The organism is Sphingobacterium kitahiroshimense (genome assembly GCF_025961315.1).
Taxonomy (GTDB): Bacteria; Bacteroidota; Bacteroidia; order Sphingobacteriales; family Sphingobacteriaceae; genus Sphingobacterium; species Sphingobacterium anhuiense.
Map to the genome: position 1 here is coordinate 4,530,394 of NZ_JAOQNK010000001.1, position 16,829 is coordinate 4,547,222.

Below are 16,829 nucleotides of genomic sequence, written 5' to 3' on the forward strand. Positions count from 1 at the left end.
ACTTCAGCTATTGAAAAATTAAGTTTTATAATAAAGCAAAAAAATATGTCTATTGTAAGAGAGTCGGATCTTATTGGTATTGGAAAAAAGTATCAAATTGAAACTGAAGCTGGAGACAATATGGTCGTGGTTATTCATGACGATGGTCGAAGAGAATTATATCGTTATGATGAGGAAGAGAGTGAGTCTCGCTGTGTCATGACCTTAAGCGATGAGGAATCAAGACAGGTTGCCGGTATTATCGGAGGATTGTCCTATAAGCCTAAAGCTTTAGAAACAATTGAAGTCGCTTTAGATGATTTAAGAATTGAATGGTATAAAGTTGAAGGCAAATTTGAAGGAGCCAATAAAACGATTGGCGAATTGGAAGTTCGTCAACGTACAGGAGCATCTATTATAGCAGGAATACTAGGTGATAATACGGTTATTAATCCAGGACCTGATTATATGATTAGTCCAGGGACTACCTTAGTTATTGCCGGAAAAAAGAATAATATTAAATTATTGAAAGAGATATTATTGTAAACATTGTAAACTAAATAAATATATATGCCATCACACACACTTATTTTAGAAATTGGAATCGCAGTAGGCCTTGTCGCATTTGTTGGTTTAATCGCCAATAAGTTAAAGTTTTCAGTTATTCCATTTTTTATATTGATAGGTATGGTGTTGGGCCAGCATGCTCCCCAAATTGGTCATATAGACCTGACATTTACGGAAAGTAAACCGTTTATTGATTTTATGGGGCGCTTAGGCGTACTTTTTCTTTTGTTTTATCTCGGACTGGAATTCTCGGTTGGCCGATTAATTAAGTCCGGAAAATCAATCGTGACAGGTGGAACAGTGTATGTTTTACTCAATTTTGTGTCTGGGTTACTCATTGGATGGATGATGGATCTGCCATTTAAGGAGATGATGGTACTTTGTGGTATTATGACAAGTTCTTCCACAGCCATTGTAGCAAAGGTATTGACAGATTTGAAACGGACTGCAAATCCTGAAACAGAGGTGATTATGGGAATGATTATGTTTGATGATTTATTTATTGCCATGCATATTTCTTTCCTTTCGGGATTGATTCTAACGGGAAGTAGTTCCTTTTGGACTGTTGCCGGAACTTCATTGCTAGCATTGGGATTTATTTTAACATTTCTAATTCTGGGAAGAAAGCTAGTTCCTGCAATTGATAAGCTATTGCAGGTTAAATCTTCTGAGCTATTTGTCCTTGTTATCTTTGCACTACTATTTATAACAGCTGGATTTTCTGAAACTATTCACGTTGCGGAAGCCATTGGAGCATTAATGGCAGGATTAGTTTTAGCAGATTCGCAATATATCAAGAAGATTGAAGCGATGGTATTGCCCTACAAAGATTTTTTTGGAGCAATGTTCTTTTTTAGCTTTGGTTTATCAATAGATATACTATCCTTGGGTGGTGCGGTATTATGGGCCTCAATTGCTGCTCTGGTTACTATCCTCGGTAATTTGGCTTCAGGATATTTTGCGGCAAGGTTCTCAGGAATGAAGAATAAAACAGCTTTTGATATCGGATTTACATTATCTGCTCGAGGTGAGTTTTCCATTATCATGGCCAATATTGGTAAGGCAGGAGGGTTATTGCCTGTTATCCAGTCGTTTGTCGTTGTGTATGTGTTGATTCTGTCAATTGTATCACCGCTGTTAACAAAAGAATCCCGTAATCTATGGACAAAATTATTCGGTAAGGATGAAATTAAACCAAAAACAGTTAAAAGACTAAGTGATCTGGAGTCTGGTCAAACATTATAAAAAAAAGGGAATCTATTATAGATTCCCTTTTTTACTATTACAAGAAGCCTAATTCTAATTTTGCTTCTTCGCTCATCATATCCCTTGTCCACGGTGGATCGAATGTAAGCTCAACTAGAGCTTCTGTAACACCAGGTACAGCAGCAACCTTACTTTGTACCTCATCCATGATCTGACCAGCAACTGGACATCCTGGCGCAGTTAATGTCATCACTATCTTAGCGGTTCCATTTTCTTTGGTTATGATTTCATATACCAATCCTAAATCGACAATATTTGCCGGTTTTAATTCTGGATCATAAACAGTTTCTAATGCTTCCTGGATAGCTGGCGCAATATTTAACTTATCTAAAATTATAATACTCATTTTAAGATCGTTTTATGTTATCTTCAATTGCTTCATTATATATTTCAAGCAATTTCTTTTTATTCTCTTCTGGAGTAAAATTACTAAAATAGAACTCTTTTGTTGTTTGTCTAATGTTATATTTTTCTTTAATACTGTAATTTTTCCATTGCTGTACAGTTTTTAACATATTATCCACACTTTGTGGGTTAAATAGTAATCCTGTCTTATCTGGGATAATTAATTCACTTAAAGCTCCGATATCACTGCCGATCACTGGGGTTCCGACTGAGAAAGCCTCTAAGATCGTCATTGGCATCCCCTCAAACCATACTGAGGGCATGAGCAATGCTTCGGCTTTTTCAACTAATGGCAGTATTTCATCACGGGTTCTAAAACCCATATATTTTATATTGGCATGACGATTTGCAGTATCGACTACTGTTTGTTTTAAAGGTCCGTCACCTATAATGATGATCTTGCTATCTGTTTTTGAAAATGCTTTCAAAAGATTTACGATACCTTTTTCTTCTGTAAGTCTTCCGATATATATAAAAAAGTCTTCCTGAGCATCGATTGTATCTTTAATAGGAAAGGTAAAGTTTGGTTTGATTGTAAATTTTTGTGCAGGAACATGTAAGGTTGAATCTATAAAAAGTTTTTTCGCAAAACTTGATAAAGCTATATATCGATCTACCATATTCCATGTTCCAATTCGTCTATGAAACCAATAGTTCAATGCAAGTACAAAAGTCTTGACAGTAGATCCGTCTAGTACTTTCTTTTTAATGGCTGTCCATGGAAAATTTTCTTTTAAACTGGAAAGAAATAGCTGATGCTCATGATATAATATAGCAGAGGGACAAAGAATACGAAAATTGTGCAAGGTCATGATGAGTGGAACGCCCAATTTGTGAATTGTCCTTAAAATGATAGGACCACTTGCATAATGTGTATTATGAATATGGACAACCTGAGGTTTAAAATTATTAATGCACTTTCTTACGCGATAAGCCGCAGCAATATTCCAAAAAGAAAAAAGTGTTTGCAAAGCGCCTTTCCATCCTTTTTTATTTTGAAAGGTAAACGTCTCCACATCATGATCTATAGCGAGTAATTCACTTTCCTGTTTGAAAACGGTGTCTTCACCTCCTGGCCCTTGATAAAAAGTATGGATGATTAGAATACGCATATATGCTTGCTTTTTTACAAACTTAGATAAATTTGTTTTATGTGCAATTTTAATTCCAGTGCAGTAACAACAAATATAATCGATCCTAGGTAAGGTATCTATCTGCTCACGATTCATTAACTTTAAATATTTTATCTTTTTCTCACTAAGAAAGTAGGTGTAGGAGATAAAAACTATTTGAAATGAATTAAACTGTTTTCAACGGTACTTAGTAAAAGTTTGTTTTTATAATTGTTATCTTCGCGTATCATTAGGAGAAGATGACTAGATACTATGCAGCATTTACAAAAACTAATCTCTGACTCGATTCAAAACAGTCAATTTCCGAATCAACCGAATAATCTTTACGACCCAATTCGCTATTTTTTAAGTTTAGGTGGTAAACGTATTAGACCAGCCTTGACATTGGTTGCCGCTGAAATGTTTGATATTAAAGAAATTAATGATGCTTTACCTGCTGCAAAATCAATCGAATATTTTCATAACTTTTCTTTAGTTCATGATGACGTTATGGATAAAGCACCTCTACGAAGAGGAAAAGCAACCGTTCATGAGAAATGGGATTTGAATGTCGCTATCCTTTCAGGAGATGGATTATTGGTAAAAGCTTATGATGAATTGGCTAATAGCAATCCGCTTTATATAGCAGATCTCCTTAAAACTTTTAATAGAGTTGCTATGCAAGTCTGTGAAGGCCAACAACTGGATATGGATTATGAACATACTGATAAAATTAGTATGGATCAATATATTGAGATGATTAGGCTTAAAACTTCAGTACTGTTAGGAGGTGCACTACAGATGGGGGCAATATTGGCCGAAGCAAATCTTAGTGATCAAAAATTAATTTATGAATTTGGAGAATATATAGGAATAGCTTTCCAGCTTCAAGATGATGTACTAGATGCTTATGGCAACCCTGAAACTTTTGGTAAACAGATTGGAGGAGATATTCTAATTAATAAAAAGACCTATCTGTTGGTCAAATTAATGGAAATCATAAAGGAAGAGGATCTTACAAAACTTCAGAATTTATTAAACGCAACAATACAGGATAATCCAAACAAATTGCATGATATGTTATCACTATACCAAAACTATAATATTAAAGAATATGCAGACAAATTAAAAGATGCATATACACAACGTGCATTTGAAAGATTATCGGCGATTAATATACCAAATCACAAGAAAGAGACGTTAATAACATTATCGACTCAACTCCTCATCAGGGAACAATAGTAATAGCTATTAATTGTCTATTTAATCTTTATTTATTTAAAAAATTCTTAATTTGTAGACTTAGGTCATCATAATTTACGAAACAACTACAATGGAACCGTTAAAAGTAACAATCTTTCAAGCATATATCTTTTGGGAAAATGTCGATAAGAACTTGAGTAATCTCGCGCTTAAACTCTCGAATTTAAGAGAAAAAACGGATCTTATTATTTTGCCTGAAATGTTCAATACCGGATTTACAAATAATGTAGAGAAGTGTGCAGAACCAAGTGATGGTAAAACCATGCAGTGGCTGTTCCACATGTCCCAAAGTTTAAATTGTGTGATAGCAGGTTCATTGATTATAACAGAAGACGGGAAATACTTTAATCGTTTTGTCTGGATGTCTCCAGATGGAACCTACGTAAAATATGACAAAAGACATTTGTTTGCAATGGCAAAAGAAGACCTCTATTTTACAGCTGGACGAGAACGTATTATTGTAAACATCAGAGGTTGGAATATATGTCCTATGATTTGTTATGATATACGCTTTCCGGTATGGTCAAGAAATATTGGTGGCGCTTATGATTTATTGATATATACTGCAAACTGGCCAGATAAACGTTCTGCTCATTGGAGAACCTTAATTCCAGCACGTGCTATAGAAAATCAAGCTTTTGTTATTGGTGTTAATCGTGTAGGTCACGATGGTAATGATATTTATTATTCAGGTGGTTCTATGTGTATTTCTCCTGTAGGAGATGTGGTTTATTATAAACCTGAAGATGAAGATCTGTATACATTTACTATTCATCCCAAAGATCTTCATGAAGCAAGAAAATCTTTTCCATTTTTACAGGATGCAGATAGCTTCACAATAGATTAATGTCATTATTTGTAGGGTCTATCAAGAATGATAGACATTATGACTGCCTTTCTTAAATCAAAGTCTTCTGTTACCATTGGTTCTTTTTGTAAAGATTGTGGTAATTTATTTTTTTTATTCAAAGCTAAGCGGTGCTCTTCTCTTTCTTTTTTAAATCGCTGAATTTCGTTTGTATCTTTTATTTTTTCTGAGTAAAAAGGTGGTGGGGTAACCACATTCTTTTCTTTCTGAGAGGGCTGATATGCAGGTGGTTCTGTTTTGTTTTTGCTAGGAATAGGGGCATTTGCCTTTCTTCTTTTTAGCGCAGCATCTTGCTCTTTCATATAGTTCTGATATGACTTAAAACCAAAGATTGCTAATGCAATTAATAGGGGGACCAACTTTTCCATAGCATGAAGATAACAAAAAAAAACAATTTAATTTTTGTTATACCATGTAAAGCATTATATTTATAATATAAACCTATTTGGCCAACGAGTTATAGTTAATTTTATCTTTTTTGAAAATAAAGATCCGTTGGCTAAAAAGTACGATATAGTATAACCTAAAAAGACTTTGATTATTATGCTTAATGAAGATTTAATTGGAAAGATAGAGTTCTATGATTTTCTAACTGGAAAAGCGACTACAGCCATATCGCGTAGAATGCAGCGTAATTTAAAAGATGTGGGAATCAATATTACGGCTGAGCAATGGAGTATTTTGTACAATTTATGGCAAGAGGAGGGACTTACACAACAAGAGTTGGCCATTAGAACCTTTAGAGATAAACCAAGTATTACGCGTTTAATTAATAATTTGGAGAAATTAAATTTAGTTATCCGAGTAAATGATAAAGATGATCGTAGATCAAATTTGATTTATTTAACTAAGTCTGCCCGTAAGTTAAAAGAGATGGGTATGCAACAAGCTAATAAGACTATTGCTGAAGCATTGGATGGGGTATCTCCAGATACAATTGATATGGCGCAAGTAACGCTTCAACAAGTTATCTGCAATTTGAGAAAATAATAAAGAAGGGCTTTTGTTTTATGAAAAGCCCTTCTTTATTATTAAAATATTTTTGCCTCAAAATCAGTATGACTTTCGATTAGACGACCTTCTCTTCCAAAATAGATGTCTTGAAAACTTAATGTGTTAACAGCATCAACTTTTCTGAAAAATTTATCGGCACTGACATCGGATAAAGTTTTAAATCCACAAGCTTCCATAATCTCTACAGTAGCACGTAAAGTGTTACGATGGAATTGTGCGACACGTACATATTTATCGTTAACATCTAATCCTTTATACAAGTGGGGCTGTTGTGTTGCAACTCCTACAGGACAAGTATCTTCGTTACATTTCAAAGCTTGAATGCAGCCTAATGCAAACATCATTCCTCTGGCACTATAGCATGCATCTGCTCCGAGAGCAATTACTTTTAACAAATCAAAACCAGTGACGATTCTACTCGAAACTAAGAGCTTGATATGTCTTTTAAGACCAAAAGCAATTAGAGTTTTTGTAACAAAAGCTAAAGCATCATATAATGGCATTCCTAGATTATCTGTAAATTCGAGTGGTGCAGCACCTGTTCCACCCTCGGAACCATCAATAGCAATAAAATCCGGAAATATCTGTGTTGTTTGCATTGCACGACAGATTTCAATAAACTCTTGTTTATCACCAATACACATTTTAAAACCTACAGGTTTGAAGTCACTTAATTCTTTCAATCTATGAATGAATTCCATCATTTCAATTGGATTTGAGAATGCACTGTGTGCAGGAGGTGACATGACATCTGTACCTGGGATGACGTGGCGAATTGCCGCAACTTCGGGTGTGTTTTTGGCTGCAGGTAGTATACCTCCATGGCCAGGTTTAGCACCTTGTGATATTTTCAGTTCAATCATCTTGATGTTAGGACGTGAAGTTTTTTCTCTAAAAAGTTCACCATCAAATTTACCGTCATGCGTACGACAGCCAAAATAACCCGTACCTACCTGCCAGATCAAATCGCCACCACTGTTATGATAGTCACTGATACCACCTTCTCCAGTGTTGTGTGCAAAATTTTGTAATTGAGCACCTTTATTTAATGCGGTAATAGCTGTTTTACTCAATGCGCCATAACTCATTGCAGAAATGTTAAATACACTTAAACTATAAGGATGTTTACAAGCTGCATTCCCTACAGTAGTACGTAAGTCATGATTATCAATGTGACAAGGAAAGACAGAGTGAGCTGCCCATTCATTACCGACTGTTTGTGGATCTGTCTGCATACCGAAAGCAACAGTTTCCCGTTGGTTTTTAGCGCGTTGATAAACGATAGAACGTTGTCTTCTATTAAAAGGACGTCCATCAGTATCAGACTCCCAAAAGTATTGACGTAATTCTGGACGAATGGATTCAAAGAAATAACGGAAATATCCAACTAAAGGATAGTTTCTTAAAATAGCATGTTTATGTTGGAAACTGTGATATATCGCCACAAATAAAAGAGGCATCGGTATGACTAACAACCAAAACCACTGTGGTGTAAAAATAAGCCCAAAAGAGATTATAATCAAATTGATTACAGTCATGGTGCCAAGAATTAATTTTCTAACGGTCATAATTTAAATAGTATTTAGACTCTTACTTTAATAAAAATTTGATCAAATATCAATCAAATGTAATCGATTGATCTGTTACAATTTTAATGTTTACTATGCTTTCAAATATTGAACCAATGTTCATTTTATACAAAGCAAAAGTACTAAGTTACTTGTTGTAAAAGAAAATTAATGGCCGTTATGAAGAAGTTTTAAAATCTTGGTAAAGAAATGATATTTAGCTTTTTCTTTTTACAATCTCTTGTGATAATAGTTGATAGATTTGTTTCCAATCATCATGTTCGCTGATAAAATTTAAATGCTTTTTTATCGTGATTTCGTCATTTCTAACAGCTGGTCCGGTCTGAACTTGACTAGGTAGCTTAGATTGTACCTTTTGTGCAGTTTCAAGAATAATTGGCCTAATTATATCAAACGGTAAATCGTGCTGCTGTAAGAGGTCATAACTGATTTGAAAGAGTGCGTTTGTGAAGTTATTCGCAAATACTGAGGCTATATGAATAGCTAATCTTTGACTTGAGCTACAAGCGATAGATTTTGGTGCTATAGTAGCCATAAGCTTCATCAGAATATTAAATGTTATGGAGTCATTTCCTTCAATACAAAACGGAATAAGACTGAAGTCGGATTGATCATTTTTAGAAATGGACTGCGGAGGATATATCACACCATAATGCTGAAATTTACTTAAAACTTGTATATCTGTAGCTCCAGAACAGTGCACAACAATGCCGGAGATAGCTGTAGATATGGTTTCAATAAGTGATGGAATAGCATGATCCGGAATTGCGATCATATAGAGATCAGCTTCTTTATTTATTTCTGATACCTTAGAAATAGCCTCTGCATTTACAGCAAAGGCCAATGCTTGAGCATTGACCTTCTGTTGACTGAATATTTGCAAGATTTTGTGACCTTTGTTATGGAAGTTATGTGCAAAGTGTGTTGCAACATTTCCACTTCCTAAGATGACAATATTCATTAGCTTTGTTTTTTATCTAATCTTTTTGCCTCACTATTTCTTCTAAAAATAGACATGAAAAATCCGATTGTCATGACAATAGTTCCACACCAGAAGAAATTAATATATGGAAATTTAATCGCTTTAAATACAATCCATTTTTTCTCTGGAAGTGGTTTTTGGTAAACCATAACTTCTAATTTATCTTTTTTAGGCAAGATATTTGAAAAACGGAAACGTAGTCCTTCTTCATTTACATCTTTATTAAAATCATATGAAGTACCATCTTTGATTAAAAACACCGGTTCAACGTTGTATTCTTTTTTATCAGAAGCGATAACTTTGATTTTTAATCCTACAATGACATCTTTCTCTCCCTTAGGGATGTTTTCTAAATGAGCATTTCTGTTAATACCTTCAATGACAAAGAAACCATTTCTATAACGAAGGGTGTCACCAACATTGACCTCATAAGTTGCCGGTTCTTCATAATCCTCAAAGCCTGTTTTCTGATCGGCAGGGATATTTGCATTTTTCGCCTGTAAGTCCGAAGCTGCCGCAGTTATTAGGGTGTAAATATCATGTGTGAAGTAGTGCTTTGTCGCAGGAGTACCGATCAAGCCTCCCATTTTCTCATTATTCTGAGCAAACGGCATAAGTACAAACGAATTTTTTACTTTTCCACTTTCCTCATCGATTGCTTCATATTTTATCTTATAAAACACATTGGGTTGTGCTACACTATCACCAATATAAGTGATGCGGTATTCACCCATCTGCACCGGTTCACCCTCTGTTAAGAACAGGTTGTCACCAGGTTTTTCAACCTTGTCAAATCCAGATACAGCAATATAACCCGTATTATTGATTGAAATCACTTCATTGGTAGATGCTGCTATCATGGCTCCAATTAATAATAATCCAAATCCAATGTGCGCAATAGCTGACCCCGCTAATTTCCACTTACCTTTTACGGCATCTGCTAATACGCGAATATTCGCGAGAATACAGAATAGGGAAGAGAAGGTTATTAAGATGAAAATTAAATTTGTGTATGTTTTCGTGATGTAAGAAACTGCAGCAGTTAATACAATAGCTACGATTAAAGAAGCGATGGTTGACGCGAAAAATTTTCTAGGATCTGTTTTTTTATACTTCAAGAATTGGGTGATTGAAGTTAAAATCATAATAATGACCGCAAATCCCGACTGCCATTTGTTATAATGTTGGATCGGATCTAAAGGTGGAGCAACCTTGGTTCCAAAAATAGCATTGAAGACTGGAATTGAAGTTGAAGAGATCATTTGAACGCAGGCAACAGTTAGAACCAAAGCGCCTATGAACAACCAAAATTCTCTTGAATAGATATCCTCCTCTTTTTGAGTCGTCGGCATTTGTTTTTTACGGACAACCAACGCCACAACCATAATTATAAAGAAGGTCGCATTAAAGGCTATAAGTTGAACATTTAACCCCAAATCAGTAAATGAGTGCACAGATGTTTCTCCTAGAATCCCACTTCTTGTTAAATAGGAAGCATAGATGACAAGAACGAAACTGATTAAAGCCAAGAATGTAGCTGTAAAGTAAGAATGCCCAGAGTTTTTATAAGCAATCATTACGTGAACAGCAGCAATTAAAGTAAACCAAGGAATAATAGATGCATTTTCTACAGGATCCCAAGCCCAAAAACCACCAAAGTTAAGTGCCTCATATGCCCAAAATGATCCCATAATTATACCTACACCCAATATCATGACAGCAAAAAGTGCCCATGGTAATCCTGGTGTTATCCACTCTTTATAACGTTTAGTCCATAAAGCAGCCGCCGCATAAGCAAAGGGAACAACCATAGAAGCAAAACCTAAAAATAGCGTTGGGGGGTGAATAACCATCCAATAGTTTTGTAATAATGGGTTTAATCCACGACCATCAGGAATTAATGATAAATAATCACCTTGTTTTAGAATTGGCCAATCCATTGCCTCTCTTAATAAAATAAATGGAGAACTGCCGAGGTGAAACCCGAAGATTTGAACTCCAATAATCATAGAGGCTAGAAAAACTTGACATAGCATAATGAATGTCATAACTGGGCCTTCCCAATCTTTAGCTTTAAAAAGTAAAACTGATCCTAATACACTTTGCCAGAACATCCAGAGTAAAAAACTACCCTCTTGACCTTCCCAAAAACTGGAGATGATGTAATGTGTAGGCAATGATTTAGAACTATGCGCGTAAGCATAATGATATTCAAATAAATGAGTATGAATAATGAAAAAAAGCGTTGCAGCAATCGCAATGATTGAAGCGGCATTCGTCCAAAAAGCAATCCGGGCAATTTTTAACCAAGATTTCTCTTCTTTATTTGTAGTAGCAAAATAATAACTAATGAAAGATAGTAATGCTGCTCCGAATGAGAGAACAATAAAAAACTGACCTATTTTTCCAGGCAATAGATTCTCGCCTACGTAGTTTACGTCCATTTATTTGGTGATTATGAATTTTAGTTATTAAATGCTGTAGCGTTAGTTTCTGTAACCTCGAATTTATCTTGGTTATATTTCGAAGGACATTTCATCAATATTTTTGACGCATGAAATACATTGCCATCCATTTTACCTGTTAATACGATTTGTTCAGATCGTTCGATATCCTGAGGTTTTGAACCATTGAATACAATTTGACATTCTGTACTATCATTGTCATACATGTAAAATGAAAAGTGATTTGCATTAGTTTTTGGATCATAATGCAATGCTTTTTCCTTATTAAGTACGCCTACAACATAGAGTTCTGTTTTTTTCTCTTTCGCTTCAGTAAAAGTTGAATAGGTGCTTGAATCTGTGTAAATTACAAGAATCATCGCAATTGCAACAGCAATAAGGGCGATTAGAATAATGGAACTTTTTTTCATTAGAATAATTTGTTTAATAAATGAGCGCCAGCTTTCTATTTGTATTATTGAGCTCGCTAACACTCGGTTTTAAAGGCCATGAAGCTATCATGAGCAGTTATTCATTTTATTAATGAGCTGATTTAAGCTCATGATGGTTTCATTTTTAAAAAAAATTAACACTTTATCGAATACAAAATTACGAATAGATTGGCGAAGTAACTAAATTTGCAACCGGGATCGTTTATTTATAACCTTTCTAAATAAATTTATAATGCGTTGAAAATAGGTTTAAATCATTCTATACAACATACATTTAATCTTATTAAATATCTTTAATTTAGTTTATATCTTAATTTTTACAATCATTTGGATCGAATGAAAATAATCGTGTTGCGTATTGTGTGTTTGCTCGTAGGGATATTGCCTTTACAACTTGCTTTATCGCAAAGCAAAATTTTAAAAAGTGAAATTGCTCTCCAAAATGATAATGACGTTTATTTATTAACATCTCAGGACCGTTATTATACAAATGGAATCAATATAAACTATAGATTAGGTTTAAAATCAGATACTTCGAAAGTTAAAAATCGTGTGTTGGATATTGAGCTTGGACAAAAGATGTACAATGGGGTTAATTTGTATAATAATAGATCATCACAATGGGATAGACCGTTTGCAGCCTATCTATACCTATCGGGTGAATTGAATCAGTATTATAGACAGGAACAGGTATTAAGTTTAAAAGTTGAATTCGGGCAGGTTGGACCACTTGCAAAAGGAAAGGAGGTGCAAAAAATTATCCATCAGGTATTCAATATTTATGAAGTATCTGGTTGGGAAGGACAGATCCCAAATGCATTTGGTGTTGATCTAGGATTAAAGTATCAAAGGCTGTTCTATAGATCATCTGGCAGAAGTTTCGAAATTTCGGGTGTAAGTTCAGGAACATTAGGAATGAACCATGTAAATGCAAATATTGGTTTGCCTATCAGATGGGGGCGCTTACGGTCATTTTATCATTCTGCATTTACTAAGGGACATGTTCAGAGTACGGAGACCGATCGAGAATTATTTTTCTATTATATACCATCCTTATATTATCACGGATATAACTCCACTATTCAAGGCGGGATTGGACATGATAAAACATTCAGAGATCAATATACGATTGAGAAATTCATGCCTAGCCATAAAGTTGGATTTATGCTGGCAAGTGGTCGATCAACCCTAGGATTATCCTATGTCTTTCAATCACGAGAAGCGAAAGAAATGCTTTATGGTACGCATCAATATGGATCCTTGTTTTATGGATTACGATTTTAAAACCTCCGCTGTAACAACCTGATATTTATTTCCGGTAAATTTTGTCACGAGCATACTTGCTACAGTGTCTCCGGTAGAATTTAATATGGTCGCTAATGGATCAACGAGCGTTCCGATAATCATTACAGCAGGGACGGCTTCGATTGGAAGATCTAAAACAGAGATCATTAACATTTCTCCAATATATCCACCATTAGGAATTCCTCCTGCTACCACACTAACTAGAACAGTAATTCCGAGTGACATAACGAGCGTCATCGGATCAAAAAAATCTTTTCCTATTAACAAAAATGCAACGTATATTTTAAAAATAGAAGATATACTGGATCCTTGTTTATGTAGCGTTGTTCCCAAAGGAATGACCACATTAGCGATTGTATCTGGAACTCCAATTTTTTTTGCAGCCAGTAAGTTAGCAGGCATTGTTGCCAAACTACTGCAAGAACCTAATGCAGTCAGCGTGGGAACAATATTATTTTTCCAATAAGAGGTAATTCCATATTTGCCATTCGCAATAAATGCAAAGACAGTGAAACCCACAAAAAAATAACAGGTTCCAAATAAATAATAAAGCCCTAAAGGTTTGGCATAGAAACCAAAAAGTTGTGGTCCTAAACTACTGACTTGATAAGCAAAATAAGCACCTAAACCGATCGGTGAAATTTTCATGATCAAAATCAACAGATTTTTCATCACTTCATTTCCAGCATTTAAGAAAGATAGGAATGGCTGTGCAACAGCACTTGATTTTCGCGTAGCGATACCCACTAAAAATGAGAAAATTACAAGAGCAAGCATATTCTCTCGTGATAGTAGTTTACCAAACTCTGAAACGGTTAAAAAGCGAACCATCTTATCACTCCATGTGTCATCAGGATTATTGTCCAGAAGTTCTGAGCCAGTTGGTACCATGGGAGCGTCAAGAGGAAAGAAATAAAGGACGGCAATCGTAGCACAGGCAGAGATGAGTACACCCATTAAAAAAACACCGGTCATTGCCCCGATGATCTTGCCGAGTTGGTTTGTTCCTTCAATATTAGCTACAGATGATGAGATAGCAAAAAAAACTAGAGGAATGACAGCAACAAATAACAAGTTCAGGAAAATATCACCTATAGGCTTGATATATGGAACTATAGTAGGTAAATATATTCCTAAGATACTCCCTGCAAGGATACCTACAATAAGTAGGATGATGCTTCCATAATTTTGGAGAAATATATTGGTTGTGTATGTCATTGTGGATACTAATTTAGTTTTTTTTATTTATATATCATTTAATATATAGTGAACGGAACTTAAAATTCAAAATTTTCAATTTATACTAGTTTGATTTTGAATATCTAGTAATTAGATTTAGCTTTTGGTAAGTAGTAAATCAACAGTTTTCAATTTTAATATTGACTAAATGGTAAAGAGGTTTATACAACTTATCGGTGTTTTAATGCATTTGAACAGTTAACGGTATGATATGAGTGTTTTAAATAATTGTTAACAACTTGATATTCTAAAAAGTCTTTTCTATTTTAGTCCAAAATAGTGACTCTAACCTATGTATCACTTTAAATAGATGCCTTTTCGTTTTTTTGAAAAAATAGTCTAATTTCACACTGCCTTATGACAGATTCACAATTGATAGACAGTTTGAAAGGAGACGATCAAACGGGATTTGTTATCATCTATCATCGATTTTATAAGCAATTATTCTTTTTTATACTGAAGTATATCAAAGAAGCAGATGTTGCGGAAGAGATCGTAGCTGACGTATTTGTTAAGGTGTGGGATCGTCGGATGGATTTTCCCACTATGGAAAACCTACGGGCGTTTATTTATATTTCAGCTAAAAATGCAAGTCTTAACACGATTCGGGCAAAACGTTCCAAAGGTATTCATGAATCTTTATCAGACTATGAAGATCTTTTAGTTGATGACAAGGATGCCTTTTCGAATTTGATACATGCCGAACTTGTTCATGCTATTTTTACAGAAGTAGAAAAATTACCTGAAAAACAAAAAGAAGTTTTTAATTTAACCTTCCTAGAAGATAAGACCGTTGAGGAAATTGCAGAAGAACTGGCAATGAGTCCTGCCGCCGTATACACTAACCGTTCTCGTGCAATTAACACAATTAGACACCTGTTAAAGGCAAAAAATACATTAGCACTTTTTGCTTTTTTATCCTTTGTTGGTCAAAAGTAAATATATATTTTATTTAATTCATTATTAGATATTTAGGTGTTTTCCTCAAATGTGCTGTAAGATTGTTAAGTAACTCGTGTTTCTATTATCAAAATGAATAATGGCAAACACGAAGCATCATATAGACAACACCTTAATCCTATTGCAAGAATATTTGAAAGGCAATATTCATCCAACTACAGATAGAGAGCTTCGGATGCTTTTTCAGCAATATCCAGATTTACGAATCATGGTAGAAAAGTTGGAAAATGCTGATCATTTGCGTCAAGAACTAGAATACTATCGTGTGCACGTCAAAGATATCGAAAAAAGAGAATCTCGAGTACTCTCTAATATCATGACAAAAATTGAGAAACCATCTTTAAAGAAAACGACAAGTTATAAAAAGTTACCACTATGGTATACAGTTGCTGCTTGTTTCATTGGATTAGCAATATTTGGTATTTGGACCATCAAAAGTAAAGATCACAATAACAATATTGATGTTACAAAATTAGCAGAAAACCTGCACCCTGGTGGAAACAAAGCAACACTTCATTTTTCTGACGGGAGCAGTTTAGGATTAGATCAAAGCCATAATGGAATAGTTATAGGCAGTAGTATCACCTATAATGATGGTTCCGTAGCCTTAGGTAGCTCGACGGATAAAAGACAGATGATGACCTTATCAACTCCGCGGGGAGGGCAATATGAGATTCAGTTGTCGGATGGTACAAAAGTATGGCTAAATGCATCTACAAGTCTAAAATACCCAGATAAATTTACAGAACAGCAACGTTTAGTGGAATTAGACGGTGAAGCCTTCTTTGAAGTAGCGAAATCGCAAGGTAGACCATTTATTGTTATTACTGCAAAGGAAAAAATAGAAGTGTTAGGAACTCATTTCAATGTCTATTCTTATCCAAATGAGAAAGAATCCAAAGTTTCTTTAAAAGAAGGTAAAGTTAAAGTTTCTGTTCCCACTGGAGAAGAGAAAGTACTTGCACCAGGCGAACAGGCAGTGGTCAATGGAGAAAACCTTCGTGTGCAACAAGTCTCTATAGATGAAAGTATCTCTTGGACAAATGATGAGTTTATGTTTAATAATGAACCTCTAGGTACAGTGCTGACACAGGTCGCAAGATGGTATGATATAGATATCGATATAGACCCTAGTCTTTCAAAAATTACGCTATGGGGATCCGTTTCCCGACTTGATACTTTTGATAAAGTGTTAAAAATTATAAAAATGACTGACGATAAAATTAAAATTCAAATCGAAGGGAGGAGGGTAAAGCTTATGAAATAATGATTACACTCAGAATCTAATATTTCGTAATCTTAAGTAGCTGAGGAAGGTGGTACTTCCCCAGCAATTGGTTCGAAAATTAAAAAATACTTGCTAACTATTTATTAAACTAACAAA

At 34.7% G+C, this 16,829-nt stretch carries 16 protein-coding genes; 8 read left to right on the forward strand and 8 right to left on the reverse strand.

Translation table 11 applies throughout. From position 1 onward, the window contains the following. Positions 1-45 precede the first annotated feature (45 nt). Positions 46-525, forward strand: coding sequence for a cation:proton antiporter regulatory subunit (locus M2265_RS19655; RefSeq protein ID WP_021190452.1), 480 nt, complete (start codon positions 46-48; stop codon positions 523-525). Between the two features lie 24 nt (positions 526-549). Further along, positions 550-1,791 (forward strand): cation:proton antiporter, encoded by a 1,242-nt coding sequence (locus M2265_RS19660; protein WP_021190453.1) that lies wholly within the window; start codon positions 550-552, stop codon positions 1,789-1,791. A 37-nt stretch (positions 1,792-1,828) separates the two neighbouring features. Here the strand turns inward: M2265_RS19660 and M2265_RS19665 are convergent, their stop codons facing one another. Both M2265_RS19665 and M2265_RS19670 read right to left on the reverse strand, forming a co-directional pair. Continuing rightward, a complete protein-coding gene (locus M2265_RS19665) occupies positions 1,829-2,158 on the reverse strand; it encodes a metal-sulfur cluster assembly factor (RefSeq protein WP_021190454.1) in 330 nt (109 codons plus the stop codon). Position 2,159: 1 nt separating this feature from the next. Next, positions 2,160-3,329 (reverse strand): glycosyltransferase family 4 protein, encoded by a 1,170-nt coding sequence (locus tag M2265_RS19670; protein ID WP_165905856.1) that lies wholly within the window; start codon positions 3,327-3,329, stop codon positions 2,160-2,162. A 273-nt stretch (positions 3,330-3,602) separates the two neighbouring features. Here M2265_RS19670 and M2265_RS19675 point away from each other — a divergent pair, with 273 nt between their 5' ends. Both M2265_RS19675 and M2265_RS19680 read left to right on the forward strand, forming a co-directional pair. After that, the gene (locus tag M2265_RS19675) at positions 3,603-4,571 is read left to right on the forward strand and encodes a polyprenyl synthetase family protein (RefSeq protein ID WP_132769108.1); all 969 of its coding nucleotides are present in this window, start codon (positions 3,603-3,605) and stop codon (positions 4,569-4,571) included. A 91-nt stretch (positions 4,572-4,662) separates the two neighbouring features. Then, the gene (locus M2265_RS19680; protein ID WP_021190460.1) at positions 4,663-5,439 is read left to right on the forward strand and encodes an amidohydrolase; all 777 of its coding nucleotides are present in this window, start codon (positions 4,663-4,665) and stop codon (positions 5,437-5,439) included. Positions 5,440-5,444: 5 nt separating this feature from the next. On the opposite strand, the gene M2265_RS19685 is transcribed toward M2265_RS19680, so the two are convergent. After that, entirely contained in the window at positions 5,445-5,762 is a 318-nt protein-coding gene (locus tag M2265_RS19685; protein ID WP_132769107.1) for a hypothetical protein, read from the reverse strand. Positions 5,763-6,003: 241 nt separating this feature from the next. On the opposite strand from M2265_RS19685, the gene M2265_RS19690 reads away from it, so the two are divergent. Beyond that, entirely contained in the window at positions 6,004-6,450 is a 447-nt protein-coding gene (locus tag M2265_RS19690) for a MarR family winged helix-turn-helix transcriptional regulator (protein ID WP_021190462.1), read from the forward strand. 41 nt (positions 6,451-6,491) lie between these two features. Here the strand turns inward: M2265_RS19690 and M2265_RS19695 are convergent, their stop codons facing one another. The 4 genes from M2265_RS19695 to M2265_RS19710 all read right to left on the reverse strand — a co-directional run bounded on the left by M2265_RS19695 (position 6,492) and on the right by M2265_RS19710 (position 11,920). Continuing rightward, the gene (locus tag M2265_RS19695; RefSeq protein ID WP_021190463.1) at positions 6,492-8,042 is read right to left on the reverse strand and encodes an FMN-binding glutamate synthase family protein; all 1,551 of its coding nucleotides are present in this window, start codon (positions 8,040-8,042) and stop codon (positions 6,492-6,494) included. A gap of 217 nt (positions 8,043-8,259) precedes the next feature. Beyond that, positions 8,260-9,024, reverse strand: a complete 765-nt coding sequence (locus M2265_RS19700; protein ID WP_021190464.1) for a Rossmann-like and DUF2520 domain-containing protein — start codon at positions 9,022-9,024, stop codon at positions 8,260-8,262. Further along, positions 9,024-11,489, reverse strand: coding sequence for a heme lyase CcmF/NrfE family subunit (locus M2265_RS19705; RefSeq protein ID WP_132769105.1), 2,466 nt, complete (start codon positions 11,487-11,489; stop codon positions 9,024-9,026). The genes M2265_RS19700 and M2265_RS19705 overlap by 1 nt, the downstream gene beginning before the upstream one ends. 20 nt (positions 11,490-11,509) lie before the next feature. Continuing rightward, positions 11,510-11,920, reverse strand: a complete 411-nt coding sequence (locus tag M2265_RS19710) for a cytochrome c maturation protein CcmE (protein WP_132769103.1) — start codon at positions 11,918-11,920, stop codon at positions 11,510-11,512. Between the two features lie 357 nt (positions 11,921-12,277). Between M2265_RS19710 and M2265_RS19715 the strand changes: the two genes are divergently transcribed. After that, positions 12,278-13,225 carry a lipid A deacylase LpxR family protein gene (locus M2265_RS19715; RefSeq protein ID WP_132769101.1) on the forward strand — a complete coding sequence of 316 codons (948 nt, stop codon included), beginning with the start codon at positions 12,278-12,280 and terminating at the stop codon, positions 13,223-13,225. Here the strand turns inward: M2265_RS19715 and M2265_RS19720 are convergent. Further along, entirely contained in the window at positions 13,214-14,464 is a 1,251-nt protein-coding gene (locus M2265_RS19720) for a dicarboxylate/amino acid:cation symporter (RefSeq protein ID WP_132769100.1), read from the reverse strand. The two genes, M2265_RS19715 and M2265_RS19720, sit on opposite strands and share 12 nt — an antisense overlap. Before the next feature lie 378 nt (positions 14,465-14,842). On the opposite strand from M2265_RS19720, the gene M2265_RS19725 reads away from it, so the two are divergent. Further along, entirely contained in the window at positions 14,843-15,424 is a 582-nt protein-coding gene (locus tag M2265_RS19725; protein WP_132769098.1) for an RNA polymerase sigma factor, read from the forward strand. A gap of 100 nt (positions 15,425-15,524) precedes the next feature. Further along, positions 15,525-16,712 (forward strand): FecR family protein, encoded by a 1,188-nt coding sequence (locus M2265_RS19730; RefSeq protein WP_132769096.1) that lies wholly within the window; start codon positions 15,525-15,527, stop codon positions 16,710-16,712. The last annotated feature ends 117 nt before the right edge of the window (positions 16,713-16,829 follow it).